The 23,700-nt window shown below is 46.0% G+C and carries 17 protein-coding genes; 2 read left to right on the forward strand and 15 right to left on the reverse strand.

The window, feature by feature from the left end; genetic code table 11:
• From cysQ to ACXAH6_RS15685, 13 genes are all read right to left on the reverse strand, one after another.
• Entirely contained in the window at positions 1–789 is a 789-nt protein-coding gene (gene cysQ / locus ACXAH6_RS15625) for a 3'(2'),5'-bisphosphate nucleotidase CysQ (protein ID WP_474878303.1), read from the reverse strand.
• A complete protein-coding gene (gene cysC, locus ACXAH6_RS15630; protein ID WP_474878305.1) occupies positions 789–1,382 on the reverse strand; it encodes an adenylyl-sulfate kinase in 594 nt (197 codons plus the stop codon). The genes cysQ and cysC overlap by 1 nt, the downstream gene beginning before the upstream one ends.
• Positions 1,382–2,296 carry a sulfate adenylyltransferase subunit CysD gene (gene cysD / locus ACXAH6_RS15635; RefSeq protein ID WP_474878306.1) on the reverse strand — a complete coding sequence of 305 codons (915 nt, stop codon included), beginning with the start codon at positions 2,294–2,296 and terminating at the stop codon, positions 1,382–1,384. Before cysD ends, cysC begins: the two co-directional genes overlap by 1 nt.
• A gap of 183 nt (positions 2,297–2,479) precedes the next feature.
• On the reverse strand, positions 2,480–3,997 hold the full coding sequence (gene putP / locus ACXAH6_RS15640) for a sodium/proline symporter PutP (protein WP_474878308.1): 1,518 nt from the start codon (positions 3,995–3,997) through the stop codon (positions 2,480–2,482).
• A 240-nt stretch (positions 3,998–4,237) separates the two neighbouring features.
• A complete protein-coding gene (locus ACXAH6_RS15645; protein ID WP_474878309.1) occupies positions 4,238–4,945 on the reverse strand; it encodes a DUF3379 family protein in 708 nt (235 codons plus the stop codon).
• Positions 4,938–5,495 (reverse strand): sigma-70 family RNA polymerase sigma factor, encoded by a 558-nt coding sequence (locus ACXAH6_RS15650; protein ID WP_474878311.1) that lies wholly within the window; start codon positions 5,493–5,495, stop codon positions 4,938–4,940. The genes ACXAH6_RS15645 and ACXAH6_RS15650 overlap by 8 nt, the downstream gene beginning before the upstream one ends.
• Before the next feature lie 120 nt (positions 5,496–5,615).
• The gene (locus tag ACXAH6_RS15655) at positions 5,616–7,463 is read right to left on the reverse strand and encodes a DUF885 domain-containing protein (protein WP_474878312.1); all 1,848 of its coding nucleotides are present in this window, start codon (positions 7,461–7,463) and stop codon (positions 5,616–5,618) included.
• Positions 7,464–7,491: 28 nt separating this feature from the next.
• Positions 7,492–9,228, reverse strand: a complete 1,737-nt coding sequence (locus ACXAH6_RS15660) for a BatD family protein (protein WP_474878314.1) — start codon at positions 9,226–9,228, stop codon at positions 7,492–7,494.
• Positions 9,228–11,207 (reverse strand): vWA domain-containing protein, encoded by a 1,980-nt coding sequence (locus ACXAH6_RS15665; RefSeq protein ID WP_474878315.1) that lies wholly within the window; start codon positions 11,205–11,207, stop codon positions 9,228–9,230. The genes ACXAH6_RS15660 and ACXAH6_RS15665 overlap by 1 nt, the downstream gene beginning before the upstream one ends.
• A complete protein-coding gene (locus tag ACXAH6_RS15670; RefSeq protein ID WP_474878316.1) occupies positions 11,207–12,223 on the reverse strand; it encodes a vWA domain-containing protein in 1,017 nt (338 codons plus the stop codon). Before ACXAH6_RS15670 ends, ACXAH6_RS15665 begins: the two co-directional genes overlap by 1 nt.
• Positions 12,216–12,719, reverse strand: a complete 504-nt coding sequence (locus tag ACXAH6_RS15675) for a DUF4381 domain-containing protein (RefSeq protein WP_474878318.1) — start codon at positions 12,717–12,719, stop codon at positions 12,216–12,218. Before ACXAH6_RS15675 ends, ACXAH6_RS15670 begins: the two co-directional genes overlap by 8 nt.
• Positions 12,716–13,669: a DUF58 domain-containing protein gene (locus tag ACXAH6_RS15680; protein ID WP_474878320.1), complete on the reverse strand. Its 954-nt coding sequence runs from the start codon at positions 13,667–13,669 to the stop codon at positions 12,716–12,718. The genes ACXAH6_RS15675 and ACXAH6_RS15680 overlap by 4 nt, the downstream gene beginning before the upstream one ends.
• A gap of 15 nt (positions 13,670–13,684) precedes the next feature.
• A complete protein-coding gene (locus ACXAH6_RS15685; RefSeq protein ID WP_474878322.1) occupies positions 13,685–14,641 on the reverse strand; it encodes an AAA family ATPase in 957 nt (318 codons plus the stop codon).
• Between the two features lie 321 nt (positions 14,642–14,962).
• Here ACXAH6_RS15685 and fadI point away from each other — a divergent pair, with 321 nt between their 5' ends.
• Positions 14,963–16,273 carry an acetyl-CoA C-acyltransferase FadI gene (fadI, locus tag ACXAH6_RS15690; protein WP_474878324.1) on the forward strand — a complete coding sequence of 437 codons (1,311 nt, stop codon included), beginning with the start codon at positions 14,963–14,965 and terminating at the stop codon, positions 16,271–16,273.
• Positions 16,273–18,411: a fatty acid oxidation complex subunit alpha FadJ gene (fadJ, locus tag ACXAH6_RS15695; RefSeq protein ID WP_474878326.1), complete on the forward strand. Its 2,139-nt coding sequence runs from the start codon at positions 16,273–16,275 to the stop codon at positions 18,409–18,411. Before fadI ends, fadJ begins: the two co-directional genes overlap by 1 nt.
• A gap of 329 nt (positions 18,412–18,740) precedes the next feature.
• Here fadJ and ACXAH6_RS15700 read toward each other — a convergent pair whose 3' ends face one another.
• Positions 18,741–18,896, reverse strand: a complete 156-nt coding sequence (locus tag ACXAH6_RS15700; RefSeq protein ID WP_474878327.1) for a hypothetical protein — start codon at positions 18,894–18,896, stop codon at positions 18,741–18,743.
• A 223-nt stretch (positions 18,897–19,119) separates the two neighbouring features.
• Positions 19,120–23,634 carry an EAL domain-containing protein gene (locus ACXAH6_RS15705; RefSeq protein ID WP_474878329.1) on the reverse strand — a complete coding sequence of 1,505 codons (4,515 nt, stop codon included), beginning with the start codon at positions 23,632–23,634 and terminating at the stop codon, positions 19,120–19,122.
• Positions 23,635–23,700 lie beyond the last annotated feature (66 nt).

A 23,700-nucleotide genomic window follows, 5' to 3' on the forward strand; every position in this document is an offset into this window, starting at 1 on the left:
TTAAGCGCTCACTAGGAAATAGGGGTTTAACACAGACTCTTTTTGGTTATAAGTCAGTTCAGGGGCGTCATCAGCCAATGGATTTTCTGCATCAAGTACGGTGACTTTCGCACCAGCAGCAATCGCGACAGCATGGGCTGCACCGGTATCCCACTCAGACGTGGGGCCAAGGCGCGGATAAAGGTGAGCTTCACCTTCTGCTACCAAACACAGCTTTAATGAACTGCCCATTGCAACTAACTCAGCGTCGCCGTCGAGTTGTGCCAACAAATTCTTAATTTCAGGGCTTTGGTGCGAGCGGCTACCTACCACTTTCCAGCACTCGCCCGATTCGTGGACTTTGGCTGAAATAGGCGTAAAGCCTGATTCAGTTTCAGCCCATGCACCTTCGCCTTCAACACCAATATAGGCTTTGTCTAACGCTGGGGCATACACTACCCCCATCACTGGACGGCCACCGTCGATCAACGCAATATTGACGGTAAATTCACCATTTTTCTTGATGAATTCTTTCGTGCCATCGAGTGGATCAACTAACCAATACTTGTCCCACTGCTGACGCTCTGACCAAGGGATATTGGCTGACTCTTCAGACAAAATGGGCAGTGAAGAGATTTTTTCTAGCTCAGCCACAATACAATTGTGAGCTGCGAGGTCGGCTTCTGTCAGCGGGCTAGTGTCTTGTTTTTCATAGATGGCAAAATCTTTTTCATAGATCGCCATAATTTCATTACCAGCGAGTTTGGTAATGTTTAGTACTTGTTGTGCTAACGCATTATCGAATGCCATTACACTAATCCTTTCTCTGCAAGTAGATTGAACAAACGTTCAGCAGTTTGTTCGGCGCTTTCTTCCTGATACTGCAGGTGAATTTCTGGCGCACTAGGTGCTTCGTAGGCCGAGTCGATACCGGTGAAATGCTTTATTTCGCCGCTGCGAGCTTTTTTGTACAGTCCTTTGGGATCGCGTTGCTCACAAATTTCGAGTGGTGTATCCACAAACACTTCAACAAACTCGCCACCTTCCAATAAATTACGACAATAATTACGGTCGACTTGGAATGGTGAGATAAACGCAGTCAGTACAATCATGCCTGAGTCGACAAACAACCTAGCCACTTCACTGATACGACGGATGTTTTCAACGCGGTCTTTATCGCTAAAGCCCAAGTCGCCACACAAACCATGACGTACGTTGTCACCGTCGAGCAAATAGGTGTGCTTACCTTGCTCGAAAAACTTTTTCTCAAGCAAATTAGCCAGTGTTGACTTACCAGAACCGCTAAGGCCTGTTAACCAAATTACTTTTGATTTTTGTCCAAGGCTTTCAGCACGAGAGGCTTTGTTGACCTCGTACTTATGCCAGACAACATTCTCATCCATTAGAAATATCCTTCCATTTTCTTCTTCTCCATAGAACCAGCGCTATCGTGGTCGATAACACGGCCTTGGCGCTCTGAAGTTTTGGTGAGCAACATTTCTTGGATGACGTCGGGAAGCGTATCTGCGGTAGATTCAACCGCTCCCGTAAGCGGGTAGCAACCCAGTGTACGGAAACGCACTGAACGCATTTCTGGTACTTCGCCTTCTTCCAATGGCATGCGGTCATCATCAACCATGATCAATACGCCATCACGCTCTACAACAGGGCGAGGCTTGGCAAGGTACAATTGAGGAATGTCGATGTTTTCCATGTAGATGTATTGCCAAATATCAAGCTCAGTCCAGTTTGACATTGGGAATACACGGATGCTCTCGCCTTTGTCTACTTGTGAGTTGTAAATGTTCCACAATTCTGGACGTTGGTTCTTTGGATCCCAGCGGTGGTTGCTATCGCGGAATGAGTATACACGTTCTTTTGCACGTGACTTTTCTTCGTCACGACGTGCGCCACCGAAAGCAGCATCAAATTTGTACTTGTTTAAAGCTTGCTTCAATGAAGCGGTTTTCATCACATCAGTGTGTTTTGCACTGCCGTGACTGAATGGGCCGATACCTTGATCCACGCCTTCCTGATTGATGTGTACAAGTAAATCGAAACCGTGTTTCTTGGCTTGTTCATCACGAAATTGGATCATTTCTTGGAACTTCCACGTGGTGTCTACGTGAAGAAGCGGGAAGGGAATTTTGCCTGGCGCAAACGCTTTGCGGGCTAAATGGAGCAGTACCGAGGAATCCTTACCTACAGAATACAGCATCACCGGGTTTTCAAACTCAGCGGCAACTTCACGGAAGATATGGATACTCTCGGCTTCGAGTTGTTTCAAATGGGTAATTGACGGAATACTTGCAGTCATTTTTCGAGTCCGATAGTTAAGGTTATATGCGAATCTGTTCTATATATAGAACCCTAACATATTTAGCTCGAAATGTGCTATGCCGATTGGCTATTTGAAATAGCGCTTTTATTCAAAAAAGATAGGAACTGTGGCATGGCCTCTACTTTACTTAGACCATGCCATCAGAGTATTGCAGTGTTATTACGCTGAACGTTCTTTGTGTAAGGTCTCTTCGAATACATCAAAACCGTTGGCGACGATAGGTGAAGGGCGAGTGAGTTTTGTTACAACGATTATCGCAACACTCGATAAAACAAAGCCAGGTACAATTTCGTACATGTACGCGCTCAATGATTGCCCATCAATCGTTACAGGTAAATATATCCACAGTAACACTGTTATTGCGCCTACTAACATGCCAGCCAGCGCGGCTTGTTTTGTCATCGCTCGACTGAATAAGCTAAATAGTACCAATGGACCAAATGCGGCGCCAAATCCAGCCCATGCATTACTGACCAAACTCAAAATAGTGCTGTCGCGATCATAAGCCAGTGCAATTGAGACTGCGGCGACCAACACAACAGACAAACGCCCAGCGATGACGAGTTCACCTTGGGTTGCCTCTTTGCGTAAAAACGCTTGGTAAAAATCACTGGTTAAGGAGCTTGACGTTACCAAAAGTTGTGAGGAAATGGTGCTCATAATGGCCGCGAGAATGGCGGCGAGCAGGAACCCACCAATAAGCGGGTGGAACAAGACTTGTGACAGATGAATAAAGATGGTTTCGGGATCGATGTTTGTATTGCCTTGTTGGGTTACATAAGCCAGACCAAACAAACCAGTGAGTAATGCGCCTATGATCGAAATGATCATCCAGCCCATGCCAATATTTCGCGCTGTGGGTACGTCTTTCACCGAACGTATTGCCATAAAGCGCACAATAATATGAGGTTGGCCAAAGTAACCTAAACCCCAAGCCATCAGTGAAACAATACCGATAAAAGACAGGCTCGTGCCAGTATTTGCATCGACAAAGGCTCTAAACAAGTCAGGGTTAATTGCTGAGACCGCTGCGTTGGCTTCGCTCAGCCCGCCTAATTCCATTACTACCACAACGGGTACCAACACCAGTGATATGAACATGATACAACCTTGAACAAAGTCGGTCATGCTCACTGCCATAAAGCCACCCACAAGGGTGTACGCCACAACGACGCCGGCAGTAACATAAAGGCCTAATTCATAGCTAAGGCCGAAAGAGGACTCAAACAGTTTCCCGCCTGCAACAACACCGGAAGAGGTGTACAGGGTAAAGAAGATCACGATCACGACTGAAGCTAATACTCTGAGTAAACGGCTTTTATCACCAAAGCGGTTTTCAAAGTAATCAGGTAGTGTAATGGCGTTGTTGGCGACGTGTGTGTAAACACGTAAGCGAGGAGCAACTAAAATATAATTGAAGAATGCACCAATGGTGAGGCCGACGGCGATCCATGCGGCAGAAATACCCGATACAAACATGGCGCCAGGTAAGCCCATGAGCATCCAGCCACTCATATCAGATGCGCCAGCAGACAGCGCGGTGACTGAAGGGCTTAATTGTCGGCCGCCCAACATATAGCCTTCAACGCTGGTTTCCGATTCCCTGTATGCGTACCAGCCTATCCCCAACATCAGGGCGAAATAGAGCCCCAAAGAAATAATCGTGCCAATGGCCATATCGATTCCTTGTTTGTCGTTTTCATATTCCACACTCTCTCGGTGTGGTCTCAATACTGCGTTATAAGAAATTTTATCAGCAGTATGTTCACGGTTTTTAGGCGCGAATGGGACAAAGTGTAACACCTCGCGGTGTGGCGCTCTAGACGAAAGGCAAGATCTGCGGTGTATTGGCGTGTAAAGGAAGAGTGTGAGGCTTAAACACTCTGGTGTGTAAAAGCCTCATTTTACGTCATTACATTAGGTTGAAAACTGTAACCTTTGTTTAATCGTGTTGGTCATATCTGACAAATCTTCACCCCTGTGGCCTACAATCATCACATTCGCTCTTCTTGCGGCAAAGCTTTGGCCGTGATAATCCTGATCGGAGAAGCGGTCAGGTACTGGTGTGTTTTTGTCCTGCGGTAAGATAAACACCGACATCTTCCCTTGGGGCGTATCAACAATCAGGTGTAAACTCTGCAACTTATCGAGATGGCAATAATTTGCTGAATGAATGTGGCCAATATCGGCCGTTAACGTCGCACCAAATTGAGCGAGTTTAGCATTCACTAGTTGCATATTAACCGGCTCAGCAGAGTGCGACATTTCAATTTCTGCGTAGCGCATATGCGCCAATGCCGCCGCTTCCACATCGACATTGGCAGGGTTTTGCCACAGGGTAAAGCTCAGCCCACAGACGAAAGCTACCGACGCGGCTAATGCGATATACCATCGGCTTCTGCGCTTGTGTCGTGCAAAATCTTGCATGCTTTGTTGCCAAATAAGCTTGTTTGCCAGATCTTCAGGAATTGGCACATCGACGGCTTTTTCAATCTGTTTATCTAGGGTTTTAATGTCATTCCAAAAACAAGCTTGTTTCATGTCTTGCTTGGCGGCTTCGATTAATGCGTCATCCGTGTCATCTGGATTGGCGTAAATACGACGCCTAAATTCTAATTCATCCATTTTGACGACCTCTTTCACTACTTGCTGGCTCTAACGCTTCTTTAAGTTGAGCGCGTGCTCTGAATAACCGCGTCATCACCGTGTTTTTGTTTAAATCTAATTGGGCTGCAATTTCATCACCACTGAAACCAAAAATAATTTGCAGCATCAAGGGTTCCCGATATTCCTCACTGAGTTTGCCAATTTCACGTCGCAATTGATTTTGTGTGAGAGATTCTTCATGTCCAATACCTTCTTCGGCAACGTGCACGTCGTCTATGTCTACAAGGTCAAATTGCTTGCGTTCAAATCGCCGGGCATTTTCACGTCGCAATATGGTAATGAGCCAAGATTTTGCCGCTTTCTCGTCTTGTAAGCTGTCGAGGGAGCGCCAGGCGCGAAGGAAGGTTTCCTGCACAATATCTTCGGCGACAGATTTGTCTTTGGTGAGCCAAAACGCATAGCGATAAATATCGGCGTGTAATGCTCGAACCAAAGCTTCGTATCGTTGTTGTTTATCGTTCATGAGGGATAAGACCCGCTCATGGCCTTTTTGCTTTCGCAAAAACATAAAAAAGATCGCTAAATTTTTACGCGAGGAATAAATCCATACTACATTTGGACGCTGGGGTATGCACGAATAAATACGCCCCTTGAACGGGGCGCAGTAATGAGGAGATATGAAAGGCGCTTATTGCTGTGCCGCAATCCAGCTATCAATTTTCTGTTCTAAGATATTTAATGGTACCGGACCATCTTTTAACACTTCATCGTGGAACCCAGCATAACTAAATTTAGCGCCCAACTCAGCTTGTGCCTTGTCGCGCAGTTCCATGATTTTTAATTTACCAATCATATAAGCAGTTGCTTGGCCGGGCATGGCAATGTAGCGTTCAATTGCTTTCTCTGCGTCGTAAGCTGGGTTAGGGGTGTTGTCGATAAGGTATTGAATCGCCTTTTCTCGCGACCATTTTTTCGCGTGAATACCTGTGTCGACTACTAAACGACAAGCTCGCCATAGTTCCATGGCTAGGCGGCCAAAGTCTGAGTATGGATCTTGGTAAAAACCCATATCTTTGGCGAGTTCTTCACTGTATAGCCCCCAACCTTCGGTATAGGCAGTAAAGCTTAAGTATTTCTGGAATTGCGGGATGCCGTTTAACTCCATGGCAATGGCGCGTTGCATGTGGTGCCCGGGAATACCCTCGTGGTAGGCCAGTGCTTCAATCTGATATTTGGGCATTGCCGTCATGTCATAAAGGTTTGCGTAATAAGTGCCCGGGCGAGTACCGTCTTGGGATGGATTTTGATAAAACGCCTTCCCAGCCGACTTTTCTCTAAAGGCCTCTACACGTTTCACCACAATAGGCGCTTTAGGCGTTAACCCGAAATATTCAGGTAACGCTTTGCGCATTTCATCAATAACATGGGTTGCTTCGGCTAAATAGGCGGCACGACCTTCATCATCGCTCGAATAATAGAATTGTTCATCACTGCGCATAAACTCGAAGAAGTCTTGCAAGCTGCCGTCAAATTCAACTTGGGTCATGATGGCTTTCATTTGATTGTGAATACGCTCAACGTTTTCCAAGCCAATCTGATGCACTTGGTCCGCTGTGAGGTCGGTGGTGGTAAACCAATTCAAGCGGTTTTGATACCATTTATCACCGTCGGGTAAACGCCAAACGCCGTCACCCTCTGGCGTTAATTCTCGCTGATGAACAAATTCGGCAATTAACTTTTTGTAGGCGGGCGCTACAGAGGTTAGCAATGCAGCTTTGGCTTCTTCGAGCAGTGTTTGAGATTCTGCCGCATCGAGATTTAACGCAGCAACTTTGCTTTGAAAATCTTGCCAAATGGTAGATGGCTTGTCACTCGTTGGGTCGAAGGGAGCGCCGCTGATCACGTTTTGTGCGGCATCAATCATTTGATCATAAGACCATTTGGGTGGGAAAACACCTGTGGCCTCACGCAACTTCATCTGTGCGATAACTTGATCAAAGTAGGCCATTACACCGTCTAAACGACTCACATAAGCTTGAGCGTCAGACTTATCGGCTACGCGATGGATATTGATCAGGAAGCTAGGTACAAACGTGTGTGCCGCACGAAACTGATGCACTATGTAGGTGTGATGTCGAAATGCGTCGTTAGCTAAGTCGCGTTCTATACCCAACTTAAACAAACGCAGACTCAATTGTTCTTGGTCTGAAAGGGCAGAGGTATCAAATTTCTCAGCTTCCTCCAAACGGTGCTTTTGAATCGCGAGAGATTCATCAATGCGCGTTTCAGACAATTCGTCCCATTTTCCGTAATCCCATTTTATTCCCAGATAGCTTTGGAATAGGGGAGATCGTTTCAAATCTTCATTAAAAGTACGCTCAAAAAAAGCGCTAAGTCTTGCCGACTCCGTTTGCCCAGCAGGGGCAAAGGTTTGTGTTGTTTCAGGTGTTGATTGGGCCTCTGGTGCTGGCGAGCAGGCAGTAAGCCCGAACATCGCCAATGCAATGGGAGCGAGTTTGAGTGTGTTTCTGTTCATTTTTCCCTCGGTGCTTGTTGTTATTTTATTAATTAGATGGATATAGCGGCGTCAAAGCGGCCGATTTATCGTTGTTTTTAATTTTATTTTTTCGCATCGATTTTAACGCAGAGAGAAGTTGTTGTTTGTCCCAGCCCGATGCATTACCACCATATTGGCTCGCCAGCATAGCGTCAACATGGGGTTTTAATGATTGTGCTTCTGGGTGAGCATCCAAATCAGATAAGTTCATCGGTGTCGCGGTAATGCCGGATTGTAACCATATGCGAAGTTTACCGAGTACATCACCGGTTTGGCCTTGTTTTATGGCGTGTTCGAGGGCTTTGAACGCTGCTGATTCACTGGCTGATATGGGATAAGAAGACACATTGCCTAATGAATGTGACGTCCCGTGGTAACGTTTTCTGTAATAAAAAACAGTTGCACTCCAACCGCATAGCGTTAATAACCACAACCCAGCTAAAATCCAAGTGGCGGTTCTGTGCAGATCATCACTTGGAGGAGTGGGGAGATTATTGATATCAAATTGTGTTGGGCTTGGCGTAACCTCTGGTTGACTTGCAGCAGGCTCAGTTGCAGGTGTGGTAGTGGGAAGCGCAGCAGCATTTTGCTGATCTGCGGAGGCCGGCGCTACCACCACACTTTTAGGTGGAATAGTCGCGTATTCTGTTTTACCTGTTTTTACGTTAAACCAAGGTACAGAGACTTCCGGCAACACAAAATTGCCCGCCCGAGTGGGGATCAGTGCAACCGACACCACGCGTTGGGCTAACAACGTGCCCTGTTTAGCCGCAGAGGCTGTTTTTGATTGATCGGGATATTGCTTAAAATCAGGTGGGTAACGCTGGGGAATATCCGGCAACTGTTCTTCTTGCAGACCAGAGGCAGATAGCGTGATAGTGCGAGTAACGGGTTCTCCAACGGTGAAATTCACGTTGTCAGGCCACTCTTCATTAAGTTGTACAAACTCACTGGGGAACCAAGGGTAATCAATGTCGGTTGGAATAGGCTTAACAGAAATTTTTATCTCAGGCCCAATACGGCTAAGAGGTTCTGTGCGATTGAAAAAGCCAAACCGTTGATTGGTATTCGAAGCGACAATTTCTCCGCTGAATACCGGACCTTTAATAGTGAAGTCACCAGACTGCTGGGGAATAATCGCAAATGTGCGTTCAAACACGTTGTACCGCTTGCCGTTAACAATATCAGAGTACTGTTTGTCATCACCGACCTGTTGAATAATGGCATTCTCTAGTTCTGGTGACTGCAAGCTACCGCGTTCTATTTGATTGGCTAAAAACAACTTAACGGTGTAGCGAATTTGCTGCTGCAAATACACATTACTGGTATCGACTTCCGTGGTGACATAGTAATCACGTGTGGCCTGCTGGTTACCTTTTGGCACTGGAATTACTTTCAAGGTAATCGGTTGAGTACGCTTGCCGCCAATAGTGAACGGAGGGATCGTAAATTCACCAGTTTTCTGCGGGAACAACGTAGTTGTCCAGCTAGTAGTGCGGGTTGTATCAAAATTAATGATTTGTGTTTGTGAACTTACCGAAGTTCTGCCAACCACAAAGTCCTTCAACAAAGGCGTCGAGTCGAAGTCTTCGCGATCTGCATCGCCAGTGGCGATAACGGTAAGGGTTATTGCCTCGTCGAGCATGACGGGGTTTTTATCCACGGTGGCCACTAACTTGGTCACATCAGCATAAGCTACTGATGAGAGTAGTAAGGCGAAAACTAAACATAAACTGCGGATCATTACCAATCACTCCGTTGCGAAGATGGCACGCGTTCACGACGACGCTTTTGTGCCTCAAGTTGCATTTTTCTTTTTAGTAGGAAAGCAGGATCATCGGGTACACGGCGCAAGAGGTTGTCTAGTCGCTGTTGTACTTCCTTTTCTTCTGGGGTCAGTTCTCTTTGTTCCGCTTGCGCGGCTTCTGCTTCAGATTCACTCTGCTGTTGCTCATCGTCTGCTTGTTGTTGTGACTCACTTTCCTGTTGTTCTTGTTGCTGCTGGTCTTGCTTGTCTTGACCTTGCTGCGTGTCATTGTTGTCTTCGGGCTTTTGTTCACCCTGCTGTTGTTGGTTCTGTTGTTGGCTGTCGGACTGCTGTTGATCAGACTGCTCGCCGTCTTGCTGCTGACCTTGATTTTGTTGTTGATCTTGGTCTTGTTGTTCAGAATCCTGTTGCTGATTGTTTTTGTCTTGTTGCTCTTGGTTCTGTTCTTGATTTTGCTCTTGTTGTTCTTGCTGTTGCTTCAACTGTTCTAACAAAGCTTTGTTCGCTTTTGCATCGGCGTGTTCAGGGTTTTCTGCCAGTACCTTGTCGTAAGCGGCAATCGCTTTATCAAACTGTTGTAATTGGGCCAGCGCGTTACCTTGGTTGTACCAAGCTTCTGCTGAATCAACTTGATTGAAAGCTTGTAGTGCACCTTCGTAATCACCTGCTTTATAAGCAGCCGAGCCACGCCACATGGGGTCATCGAATTGATTTAGCGCCTTGTGGTACTTGTCTTCGGTGTAATTCTTCAGACCTTGTTGATCACGGTTTAAAAAAGGAGCCTGCCACCAACTGACTGCATCTTCTTCTATAGCTGCTTCGTCGGCCGTCGGCAGTGCTATTTTATCAAGCGCTGGAGGCGCCGTAGGACCTGGTGCTTGAGTGGGTGTTGAAGTGGTTTGCGCCATTGCCGGTTGAGGGGATGCCGTCATAAATAAGCCAATAACAACACAAGCAATAATTCCTCGTCTAAATGCATAAGCGGCGAAAGGTAACAATAAGAGTACGAGGTAGGGGCCTGCTTCTTTCCATTGGTCGCCGGTATTTTCTTTTTTATCTTCCTGTTTATCAGCGGCACTCATGCCTTTATTGTCGTCTGTGAGACGCTTTATATCTGTTTCATCCGGAGTGATTTCGGTAAATTGCCCACCACTTGCTCGGCTCAATGTTACAAGATTACTCGTGCGCAATTTAGGGATGACAATCGCACCATTGGTTTGTTTCATTAACTCGCCAGACGCAAGCTTGATCGGCGCCCCTTGCTCGGTGCCGACAGCTAATACGTCAACCTGGAAAGGAATGCTGGCGATAAAGTCTCTAATGGCTTTCATTTCCTGCAATTCAACCCCGTCAGTCACCCAATACAGAGTGCCTTCTTGGTAACCTGCGTTGGTGAGCAGATCCGCAGCTACTTCTAGTCCACGTAGCGGGTTGCTGCCAGGCACAGGCATTATTTCTGGGCTAAGGCTGGGTAATAAAGTGGTAAGGGTTGCAGCATCTTCGGTAAGCGGGCTGATAACAAAGGCGTCACCAGCGTAGGCCACCAACCCCATATCACCTTCGTCAATGGCGTTGACTAAATCTACCGCTTTGTATTTAGCACGTGTTAAACGATCAGGTGTTACATCGGTTGCGCGCATAGACAATGACATGTCCATGACGACAACATGTCCAGCCTTCACTTGAAAGACAGGTTGTGGCAGTTGTTCCCAAGTTGGTCCAGCGAGGGCAGTAACGCCAATCAGCCAACCTAAGGCCAGTAACCAAAATGGCGGAGCGCCTTTGGTGGTAGCTTTGCCGGTTATCATATGTTGGTAAAGGTGTTTGGCAATCACACTTTGCCAGCCTGATTGGCGACGTTTGAGTAACCGCAACGCTACCCAAAGCAAGGCGAGGGGGATTAGCGCGTAGAACCATTCAGGGCGAATAAAATGAAACTGTTCTGGCACTATCATCAATTTACTCCTTGCTCAGAACGGTTTGTCAGTATGGAGAACAGCTGTCTGAGTAAATAAAACAAAGCAGGCAGTAAACTCAGTAGCAAAGCAGCCATTAGCGGGTAGAAATACAGCGCCGTGAGTGGACGCATTTTTCGGCTTTCTCCGGCAATAGGCTCTAACTTATCTAATGTGCTGTAGATAGACTCTAATTCTTGTTTATCGCGCGCGCGGAAGTATTGCCCACCTGTCGCTTCCGCAAGCTTGGTTAACATACCTTCGTCAAGTTCTTGAGACGGGTTGACTTTACGCATACCAAAAAAGCTAGGCATCATCATGGCGTCTGCTCCAACACCAATACTGTAAATGGTAACATTACTGTTTTTGGCCAGTTCTAGTGCGTCGTCGGTACTGATATTTCCCGCCGTGTTTTGGCCGTCGGTGAGTAATATTAGCACGCGATTAGATTCGCCTTTTTGCTCAAAGCGTTTTACCGCCAAGCCCACAGCATCACCAATAGCAGTTTGTTCTCCAACTAATCCAATAACGGCCTCATCCAACAGCGTTGCAACGGTTGCTCGGTCGTAAGTCAGCGGCGCTTGTATATATGCGGTATCGGCGAATAAAATCAACCCGAGGCGGTCACCTACTCGGCGCTCGATAAAGTCATCAAGCACTGATTTAATCATCTGTAGTCGATTGACTTGTATACCATTAACCTGCATATCTTCGATTTTCATACTGCCAGAAAGGTCAACAGCTAGGATCATTTCTCTGCCCTCATCGGGAATGCTGATAGCCTCGCCCAGCCATTGAGGGCGAGCGGCAGCGGTGATCAAGCAAATCCACACGAGAGCGGCAATTATCAACAGCCAAGGCTTGCCTTTCGCTCTGGGAGAAAAGCTCGCCTGTTGGGCCATCAATCTAGGTACGCGCAGAGCCGTGTTGTCTTGTTGTTTCTTCGCAGGAAGCAAGCGAAACAAAATGGGCAAGGGAAGGGCGGCGAAAGCCCACAGCCAAGCAAATTCAAACATGTTGTGTCTCCTCTCGAACAAGAGACGCGCTGCGTTTGGTGACTTTACACTGACGGATAAAATTGCACAGTGTTTGAGTTGTTGTCTCAGGTAACTGCGCAACGCTCGCTTGGTATTGGGCTTGCGTTATTGCGGTTAGTGCCTCGGCCAGTGCCGCTTGATGTTGGGATTTTTTATTGTGACTTTGTAGCCACTCGATCCACGCTTTACCATGCAATCCAGCAGGGTTTTCATCAGCAAAGTAGTGCATTGCAAAACGCTTGAGAATAGCGTTGGCGTTTTTGGCGTAGTCTTGGTCTGATAAAGATAACTGGTTTAGTGCATCAACGGCGTCTTTTTTGCCTTGTAGCAAGGCTCGTCGCTTTTTGATAACTAGCATTGCCAAAACAATGACAGCGATAATCATGACACCTAAGGCCCACCATCCCCAAGCAAGAGGCCACCAACTGACTTCTGTTGGGGCATGAATATCTTTCAGTTGCGCGAGTGGGTTCATCGGCGTTTACCTCTCGCACTTAAGAGTTGCTCAGTCAGGGGCTGGCCGCTGCTCAGTGCATAAAACGCGACACGGCTTCGACCAAGTCGTTCGTGTAAGGTTTGATAATGGGCTTGATATTGCGCTTCGTATTGCGCTGCCAAATCGTTGTCGCCCAGTAACCAAGATTGTTTTTCTTGCCCATCGGTTACCGACACTGATTGCAGTTGCGATACTCTGGGAAGTGCTTGTTCCATGGGATCGTAAATACCATAGGCCCGCACCTCACAATGACGGCTAATATGTGTGAGGTGTTGTTCTGCTTGTTCAGAAAAGTGGGTGAAATCGGAAATTACGTAAACCAAACTGCCGGGGCGGGCAACTCGACGCAAACGCGCACAGGCATCTTCTAACGCTTGATGGTTGATGGTTGCAATGTGGGTTTGTGCATCTTGGTTTAGCGTTTGTAGTTCATGGCAAATAGACAACACGGTTTTTTTGCGGCTCAGGGGTTTGCATTCTCGGTGTTTGTGTTGGTTAAACACCAAGGCTCCAATTTTGTCACCCCGTTGGGCGGCAGACCAACTGATCAATGCCGTGAGATGAGCCGCTTGTACAGACTTTAATAACAAGCGCGTGCCGAATTGCATACTCGGGCTTAAATCACATAAGACAAATACGGGGCGCTCGCGCTCCTCCCGATATACCTTCGTATGGGTTTTACCCGTGCGTGCGGTAACCCGCCAATCAATAGCGCGAATATCGTCACCCGGCTGATAATGACGAGCTTCGTCAAACTCCATGCCGCGCCCTTTGTGCTTGGTCAAATAAGTACCTGCAAGGCGCGCTTGGGGCGTATGTTTTGGTGTTAAATCTAACAGCTTACTGTATTGCTGATACCGCAATAACTCTGCAATGCCCAATTGTACGCCGTCAGATTTAAGCTCTGTTAACCAGTTGCTTTCATTCATGTTTGCGCGTTTGCCTTAAGGTACTGCCACCACATTTAAAATGGTATCGAGCACTTGATTCGCGGTAATACCGTCAGCTTCTGCTTGATAAGAAAGAATGATACGGTGGCGTAGCACGTTGTGCGCCACTGCTTGTATATCATCAGGGCCTACAAAGTCACGCCCACTTAACCATGCATGTGCACGTGCACAACGGTCAAGCGAGATCGTGGCACGAGGGCTGGCGCCAAACTCAATCCAATTGGCCATTTCTTTGTCGTAATCGGCAGGGCGACGGGTCGCCATGATCAATTGCACCATGTATTCTTCGAGTTCAGGAGCCATGTGCAAAGCGAGAGCGGCTTTACGCGCAGTAAAAATATCTTCTTGAGACAACGTCGGTGGTTTTACACTAGGTTGGCTCAGCGCTTCATCACGTGTCAGTCGTAAAATACTGAGTTCGGTAGCAGCATTGGGGTAATCAATATCCAAATGCATCAAAAAGCGGTCGAGTTGGGCTTCAGGTAACGGATAGGTACCTTCTTGTTCTAGCGGGTTTTGTGTTGCCATAACTAGGAACAAACCCGGTAATTGATAAGTTTTATTGCCAACAGTAATTTGGCGTTCAGCCATCGCTTCTAGCAGTGCAGACTGAACTTTCGCAGGCGCCCGGTTAATTTCATCAGCCAACACGAGGTTGTGGAATAACGGCCCTTGCTGGAATACGAATTCGCCAGTTTCAGGACGGTAAATATCTGTACCGGTTAAATCTGCCGGTAATAAATCAGGGGTAAACTGCACCCGATGGAAATCGCCATCAATACCGTTAGCCAATGCGTTAATCGCACGGGTCTTAGCTAGCCCAGGAGGGCCTTCAACTAACAAGTGTCCGTCTGCCAATAAGGCAATCAATAAGTTTTTGGTGAGAGTAGACTGCCCAATAATTTGTGAGTCTAGGTAGGTCTGTAGTTGTTTAAACTGCTCAGCTGCCATAAAGCGTTCTTATTCCACTGTGATTGATTGCTTATTTTACCGACGTTTTCTTGTGCCGATAATCCATGGTCCGATATGAGACTGTGGATTGAATATAAGGTTCCCAAATAAAGTTTCAAGCTTTCAATATGTTGAATGGACGAAAACCAGCCTAATTTGCGATGTAACCGGCAATTTTTGCTGTTGGTGGTAGGTTTGTGCAAAGCAAAGACAAATAGGGGTGTTTCTTCGAGATATTTGCTATTTTGTTCATAGTTTGTAAAAATCGGCATCTTACTACAGGTCAGACCACTTAGAATGGTTTTTTGCAAAGGTATAAATATGGCTTCACAACAATCAGTTACTACCCGCACCGGCGATCGTATTGCCGTGGTTGCCGGTTTACGTACGCCTTTCGCCAAAATGGCAACCTACTTCCACGGGGTACCCGCAGTGGACCTAGGGAAAATGGTAGTGAATGAACTACTCGTACGAAACAATGTTGACCCAGCTTGGATTGACCAACTTGTTTATGGTCAAGTTGTGCAAATGCCAGAAGCGCCGAACATTGCCCGTGAAATTGTGCTTGGCACAGGTATGAATATTCACACCGATGCCTACAGTGTTTCACGTGCGTGTGCAACGAGCTTCCAGTCTACGGTAAATATCGCGGAAGCCATGATGGCAGGGCATGTATCCGTGGGCGTTGCCGGTGGTGCAGATTCTACCTCTGTTTCACCTATTGGCGTGTCGAAGAACCTTGCTCGCGCGTTGGTTGATTTGCAGAAAACCAAAACCCTTGGCCAAAAATGGCAAGTGTTGAAAAAGCTAAAAATGAAAGATCTCTTGCCAGTTCCGCCTGCGGTTGCTGAGTACTCCACAGGATTGTCGATGGGGCAAACGGCGGAGCAAATGGCCAAGACCCACGGCATTGCTCGTGAAGATCAAGACAAACTTGCTCATCGTTCGCATTCATTAGCAGCCCAAAGCTGGAATGAAGGCAAACTAGCCGGTGAAGTGATGACTGCCTATGCAGAACCTTATAAAGGCGCGCTAGACAAAGACAACAACATCCGTTTTGATTCAAAATTGGAAGGTTATGCCAAGCTTCGCCCGGTATTCGACCGCAAGTACGGTTCAGTGACAGCGGCTAACGCTACGCCTCTGACAGACGGTGCGTCAGCGATTGTGATGATGACTGAAAGCCGAGCCAAAGAATTAGGTTACACTCCGTTGGGTTACATTAAGAGCTATGCCTTTGCTGCAATTGACGTGTGGGAAGACATGCTAATGGGGCCGTCGTACGCGTCACCTATTGCCCTTGATCGTGCAGGTATGACGTTGAACGACCTAACACTTATCGAAATGCACGAAGCCTTTGCAGCGCAAACCTTGGCGAACGTGAAGATGTTTGCCAGTGATAAATTTGCTAAAGAAAAACTCAATCGCACCAAAGCCACGGGCGAGATTGATATGGACAAATTTAACGTAATGGGTAGCTCAATTGCTTACGGCCATCCGTTTGCTGCTACCGGTACGCGTATGATCACGCAGATGCTCAATGAATTGAACCGTCGTGGTGGTGGTACGGGCCTACTGACGGCCTGTGCGGCTGGTGGTCTGGGTGCAGCAATTATTGTGGAGACAGAATAATGACAGACACAAGCGTACAACAGAATGCGTTTTCACTTGAAAAAGGTGACAACGGTATTGCCATCTTGACCATGGATGTGCCCGGCGAAAGCATGAATACGCTGAAAGCGTCTTTCGGTGATGAAATTTCTGCCATTCTGGATGACATTGAAGCAGATACCAGCATTAAAGGCGTGGTACTGACCAGTGGTAAGCCAAGTTCATTTGTTGCTGGTGCAGATATTACCATGCTGGATGCGTGCACTACGGCCGACGACGCTCAGGCATTGGCGGCTGGTGGCCAAGCCGTGTTTGACCGTATTGAAAACATGCGCGCGACTTTTGTGGCTGCCATTCATGGTCCTGCACTTGGCGGTGGCCTTGAGCTTGCCTTGGCGTGTCACTATCGCGTGTGTACAGATTCATCAGCGACCCAAGTGGGTCTGCCTGAAGTGCAACTTGGTTTGTTGCCGGGTAGTGGTGGTACTCAGCGTTTGCCACGCTTGATTGGTGTTCAGCAAGCAATGAAAATGATGCTTACAGGTGGCCCAGCACGAGCAAAACAAGCCAAGAAATACGGTATTGTTGACGAAGTGGTGCCACAGTCAGTGTTACTTGACGTGGCTAAGCAATTTGCCGCGAAGAGCAAACCTGTGCGTAAAGCGCCACAAAAAGGCACCGTCAATAAAGTACTTGAGCAAACCGGTTTTGGTCGTGACTTCTTGTTCAAACAAGCTAGTAAGCAGACATTCTCGAAAACCCGTGGTAATTATCCGGCGCCAGCAAAAATTCTAGAAGTGATTGCAACAGGCTTAAACAAAGGCATGAAAGCTGGCTTAGCTGCCGAAGCAAAAGCCTTTGGTGAGCTAGTGATGACCCCTGAATCAAAGCAGCTTCGTCAGATTTTCTTCGCTACTACAGAAATGAAGAAAGAGACCGGCGTTGAAGGTGTTGATCCAGTCAAAGTACGCAAAGTAGGCGTGCTGGGTGGCGGCTTGATGGGCGGTGGTATCGCGTTTGTTACCGCGACCAAGGCGGGCGTACCTGCGCGAATCAAAGACATTCGCCCAGAAGGTATTGCTAATGCGATGAAATATACCTACGACCTTTTAAACAAAAAGGTAAAGCGTCGTTTTATGCGTAAAAGCGAGATGCAAAAGCAAATGGCTTTGCTGACTGGCACCCTTGATTATGCTGGTATGAAAGACACTGACATGATCATCGAAGCGGTATTTGAAGACGTTGGTTTGAAGCAGCAAATGGTTGCCGATGTTGAGCAAAACTGTCAGGCATCCACCATCTTTGCGTCTAACACATCGTCTATTCCTATTACGCAAATTGCCGAAAAGGCCGAGCGTCCGGAAAACGTTATTGGTCTGCATTACTTCTCGCCGGTAGATAAAATGCCATTGGCTGAAGTCATTGCGCATGACGGTACGTCAGATCAAACAATTTCAACCACAGTAGAGTTTGCCCGCAAGCAAGGTAAAACACCTGTGGTAGTAAAAGATGGCGCTGGTTTTTATGTTAATCGTATTTTAGCACCTTATATGAATGAAGCTGCAAGCTTAATTCTAGCGGGTGAGCCTATTGATCACATTGATAAAGCCTTGCTTAACTTTGGGTTCCCTGTTGGTCCTGTGAAGTTACTCGATGAAGTTGGTATTGATGTTGGCACCAAAATCATCCCGATTTTGATGAATCAATTCGGTGAGCGATTTACTGCTCCTGCTGCGTTTGACAAAGTGTTGGCCGACGATCGCAAGGGTAAGAAGAATAAAAAAGGCTTCTACGATTACTCAGGTAAAAAACCGGGTAAAGAAGTGGATGACTCTATTTATACTCTGTTGGGCGTTACGCCCTCTGCCTCACGCAGTGAGAGCGAAATTGCCGAGCGTTGTGTATACATGATGCTAAACGAAGCGGCACGTTGCTTGGACGAAGGTGTGATCCGTAATGCTCGTGATGGTGATATTGGAGCCATCTTTGGTATTGGCTTCCCACCGTTCTTAGGCGGCCCATTCCGTTATATGGATAGCTTAGGCCTTAAACATGTTGTCACACGCTTAAATCACTTTGCTTCGACGGTAGATAATAAGTATGCACCGGCTGACATCTTGGTGAAAATGGCTGAAGCTGACGAACAGTTTTACGCTTAATAATAAGTAAAAAAATATCTAAACGGGCATTGGTGACAGTGCCCGTTTTTTTATTGTTTGGGGTGTCAATTTGTTGACAGTGATTCTCATTACGATTTTGTGCGGTGGGTACGGGTATATTTATGCTGTACGCTATGGTTTGTCGTTGTGGCTTTGTACCACTATAGGGCTGTGTTTAGGGCCTTTGGTATTGCCTGCGCTTTATTTGGCTCGCTATCGAGCGTGGCGGCGTGATACGGGGTTTAATCGATTGGTTGTGAAGGCGTAGTAGTACTTTTGCAATGAATGAAAAAAAGAGAGGTTATCCTCTCTTTTTTTATCCTGCAAAGTTAGATTTTAACTTTGTTAGAATTTGGCTTGATACTGTTAGTTTGTGTTGCCACTTCTTTAGTATCGATAGGTGCTTTGTTCGCACCGTCTTCGTTCTTATCTGCAACCGGCGTTGCTGTGGTTAGCGCTAGCGCTACTGCGTAAGCTTTTAGCATTGTTATATCCTCAATTTTTTTTAAACAAACAAAACAAACAAACTGACTGACAAATCGTTGCCGGTCATAGAGGATATTGCTAATAGTGTGCCAACTATTTTAATTGTTAATTATCAATGGCTTACGATTGTTCTTTAGACTTTAGACGAAACAGTGACGCTGAGGGGCTATTATCGAGAGGTGACAGATTGCCAGGGTGGCAAATTCTTGTCGCTTTTGTTATTTAGAGGCTAGACGGCGAGATAATGGAGTGAAGTTGATGGTTCTCTGTTAATAGGCGCTCAAAACGCTCTGCATTCAGAGGTTTACTGTATAAGAAACCTTGGATCATTTCGCAGTCATAACGACGTAAAATAGCCAGTTGCTTCTCATATTCTACACCTTCGGCTACAACTTTAAGCCCAAGGTTGTGAGCGATATTTATGATAGCGGCAGCCATATGACGATCTACATTGCTTTCTGCAATATCATCAATAAAGGCTTTGTCTATTTTTAGCGTATTGAGCGGGAAGCGTTTTAAATAGGCGAGTGATGAATAGCCTGTACCAAAGTCGTCAAGCGCTAGATGAATACCTTTTTCTCTTAGACGTTCCATCATACGAAGGCCTTGTTCAGGGTTTTCCATTAGGGTGCCTTCAGTAATCTCACATTCCAAGTGAAGGGGTGATAAACCAACGGTACGCAAAATACGTTCAATACGGTCATCAAGGTCGGGTAACTCGAATTGCTTTGCTGAAATGTTAACTGCAACACGGCCCGTGAATAAACCTGCATCGACCCAGCGTTTGGTTTGCTCACACGATTTGCGCAGTACTTGCTCGCCAATTTCGATAATTTGGCCGGTTTGCTCCGCTAATGGGATAAATTGTCCCGGGCTTACAATTCCTTTTTGCGGGTGCTCAAAGCGAACCAGTGCTTCCATACTAACCAATTTACCCGAGGTAATATCTACTTTGGGTTGGTAATACACGGTGAACAAATCATCTTTGATACCTTGACGGATCAAGTTTTCAATTTGCAACTGGCGAACCGCATTCTGGTTCATTTCACCACTGAAGAACTGGTAACTATTACCGCCTGAGTTCTTGGCGAAGTACATTGCAGTGTCAGCGTTTTTCAACAATTCCTGTGGGCTCGCGCCATCTTCTGGGTAGAAGGCGATACCAACACTGGCACTGAGTACAAATTCTTGTTTATTAATAATAAATGGTCGCGCCAATGTAGTCAGAATACTCTGAGTAAAACGCGTGATCGTATGTACGTCTGTTTGATTTTCAAACAATATACTGAATTCATCGCCACCTAATCGGTAACAGGTTGCGGTTGTTTCAGATAAGCGTTGTAAACGTTTGGCTATTTGCTTGATCAAGACATCGCCCGTTTGATGCCCAAGTGAGTCATTGATCTTCTTAAAGTTGTCCATGTCCAAACAAAGTAGAGCGTGGGGCGTACCGCGACGTACGAGGTTTTGATGACTCGCTTGGAAGAATGACCGGTTTGGTAACTCAGTTAACGGGTCGGTATTGGCAAGTTTGAGTAGTTCTTTTTCAGTATTTTTACGCGATGTAATGTCTGAGAATACACCAACGAAATGGTTTATCTTACCGTCTTCGTCATGTACCGCGTCAATGTTTAACTCCATTTCATAGCGCTCGCCATTGACGCGTACAGATTCTACTTCGCCGCTCCAGTTGCCCTTGGTACGAAGCGACTTTTTAATTTCCTCGGTAAAGGCTTCTGGATACTGGTGGAAGTAGATATAACTTGCCAATGCCTGTTCCCGCGTTTCACCGGTATAACGGCAATAGGCGTTGTTAACAGAAATGAAACGGAAGTTGGTATTGGTAATAAACACACCTTCAGAAATATTCTCGATTGAGCGCTTAAATAGGTTAAGTTGCTCTTCTGCTTCTTTGAGGTGATGAATGTTTTTCAATGTGCCTGTCATTCGGACAGGTTGTTGGTTATGGTCGCGCTTAACTACTTTTCCTCGGTCGAGTAGCCAAATCCACTTATTTTTGAAAGTACGTGCGCGATAAGCTTGTTCGAAATACTCAGATTTACCGTCTAAATGGGCTTGTAAGGCATCTTTTACCCGAGTGATATCGTTAGGGTGAATGTTGGCATCATATGCACTGGTGGCACGAATATCGTCTTGAGGGAAGTCGAGAGTCCCCCACGTATTTGAGCGGAAAACTTGGCCTTTAAACACGTCCCAGTCCCATAATTCATCGCCGCTGCTCCACAGCGTGAGTTTGAGTCGTTCTTCAGATTCACGAATGGCAGCTTGTGATACTTTTCGAGCTTGGTACTGACGTAGCAGATACACCAAAATCATCGTAATGAAAAAGGCATACAAGGCAAGAGCAGACGTATACAACCAAGGTGGTGGCGTTATGGAAATCGCTAATTTACGAGAAGGGGACCAATCCTTACCTTCTTCTTTGGCTTGCACCTCTAGGGTGTAATTGCCGAAACTTACATCGTTATAGTATGCAGAATGATCACTTTGAGATAGGGTCCATTCTTTATCCCAGCCGGTTAGTTTATAACGATAGCTGATATTTGCCTCATTGAGAGGGTTAATGATTCCAAAATCAATATTAAAACGTTTGTCATCATAGTTAAGCACAATCTTATCAAGTAGATAGATCGGCTTCGTGAGTATTTTACTGTCAGGCTCAGGCTTAACTTTATTACCAAAAACCATGATATCGAAAAGCATTGGAACGTGAGATGGACCCTCTTTTGATATTTCGAGTTCCTTTTTGCTCGGTTTAAAGTATTGGAACCCTTTGTTTCCGCCAAAGATAAGTGCGTTTTCTGACGTTTTATAAGCAGCACTTTCACTAAAGCTATTGTAGTCTAATTGCTCTAGTGTGTAATTTTTGCCATTTTGTAAGTTGGGTAACAAGACCTCGTGGAGACCCGAATTATCGGTATACCAAATTGAATTTTTAAACCCTACTGATGCAAAAATAATTCCGGTGCTGGATCTGGTTGATTGTTTGATAATTGGTTGAAGTGATACTTTGTCTACTTTGACAATACCGTCGTAGACAGTTGTTAACCAATAATAACCATCCCAATTATAAACAGCAGAAACATTGGAACTTAATTTTTCCGATAGTGGAATTTCTGCAACGAGGCGATTAGTTGAAACATCATAAATTTCCACGCCATCTGTAGGTGTGGTTAGCCATAATCGTTCTTCTTCATCAATATAAATAGGCACGTAAGAACCAAGATGAGCTTCAGACGCAAAAGGCAGTTTTACTATTTTCGTTTCAGATGAAGGAGAGGTGTTTATTACGTATAACCCTTTTTCCCTGATATAGGTCCAAACCGAACTGTTTTGGATGTAGAGGTTGTCGATAAGATTGTCAGCAAACAATAATTCTTGCTGTACTAAGCGTCCTTCAGAAAAAGTAAATCTGAAAAGCCCTACCGAGGTCGCAATCCAAAAATTGCCATCATCATCTATCGAAAAATCCCAAATATCGGCTTCAAAATCACTTAAAAAGTAATCGTAATTACCCGTATTTGGATTAAAGCGACCAAGACCAGAACTTTGTGTCGCAACCCATACATTACCGTCTTTGTCTTCATCGATGCTCCAAACGCGAGCGTCTTGCCCTTGTGGTGAGTATTCAGGTGAATGTCGATATACGGGGATTTTCGCCTGAGAAGGGTAGTATTTATATAAGCCTTCGTAAGTACCTAACCAAGTGACATTGTTGCGGTCGGTAAGAGCCGTAAATACGAATAAGTTTCCTAGGCCGGTTACTTCTTGCTGTTTTTCTGAAACCGCGAGAATCGAATTGTCATCGGTATTGACTATGCCGAGGCCGAGTTCTGTTCCTAACCAGATTTCATTGCCAATTTTGCGAATGGTTCGAATGGTATTGGACGGTAGTTGAGGGTAATGCGCTTTGTCGATCACACGCACGGTTTCGCCATTGGCGTTCAACACCATTACACCGAGTTCGGTGGCTAGCCAGTATTCACCATCAATAACCTGAATATCGAACACGGTATTGGCGAGTAGGTTAATCCCCCAAGGGTTAACGGCGTTAAGGGCAAATAACTGCTTGCGCTTTTTATCGTACATGTAAGCGCCAAAGCCGTGCGAGCCTATCCAAGTTCTATTGGTTTCATCGCGGATTACGCGGATATCTTCGGGAAAGTCCACGCTATTATTGAGCGGCGAAAGGGTTTGGGTTGTTTTATCGAATTGGTACACAGAACTTTTGTCTGCGACGAGTAACTCACCGGTGAGTTTTTCGCTGATTTCCCAAATGTCGTTGCTTTGTAGGTTGGAGTTCTCGGTTGTGAAAACTTGAAAATCGTCGGTTTCGGGGCGATATCTGGCGAGGCCTTCTAAAGTGCCTACCCACAATTGCCCGCTTTTGGTGACGTAGAGTTTTCGGATAAAGCCTGAGGGTAACGCATTGGATTTGGTTTCGTCTGGATGATATTGTTTAAAGCCATATCCAGAGTAGCGGTTAAGACCGTTGATTGTACCAACCCAAATATAGCCTTGATGATCTTCGACCGTCGTGAGAATAGTGGTGTGAGATAGGCCGTCTTCTAGCCCTAATTCGCTAAAGCGAATATCACTGACTGCAGCAAAAGCCTTCGCCACGACAAAAGTCGTGACTAGCACTGCGACAAACGCACATAGTCGAAGTTTCAGGTTGAAGCGCACCAATACACCTTTGGCATTAAGCCTTATCATTATTTTAATTTATGTTGGTTCGTATCCGTTCAAACCTTAAGACCAATATGCCCAATTCCGCACGGG

This window comes from Alteromonas sp. ABE4_545 (genome assembly GCF_056161325.1).